1 protein-coding gene is annotated in these 296 nt (G+C 43.9%); it reads right to left on the bottom strand.

Features of this window, described 5'->3' with window-relative positions; translation table 11 throughout:
* Nucleotides 1–296 (bottom strand): hypothetical protein (locus tag QUB61_RS32805; protein ID WP_333190293.1); only part of this gene is annotated, 296 nt, incomplete at both ends.

A 296-nucleotide genomic window follows, 5' to 3' on the forward strand; every position in this document is an offset into this window, starting at 1 on the left:
CCGAATCCAACGCCAACACCAACAACGGGTACAATTCCCCCAACAATTCCGCAGACAACGGGTACAATTCCGCCAACAATTCCAGAGAGGACTGTAATATTTCCGCCAACAATTCCAGAGATGACTGTAATAGTTCCGCCAACAATTCCAGAGATGACTGTAATAGTTCCGCCAACAATTCCAGAGAGGACTGTAATAATTCCGCCAACAATTCCAGAAAGGACTGTAATAATTCCGCCAACAATTCCAGAAAGGACTGTAATAATTCCGCCAACAATTCCAGAAAGGACTGTAAT

It is taken from the genome of Microcoleus sp. C2D2, assembly GCF_036702495.1.
In the GTDB taxonomy this organism is placed as follows: domain Bacteria; phylum Cyanobacteriota; class Cyanobacteriia; order Cyanobacteriales; family Microcoleaceae; genus Microcoleus.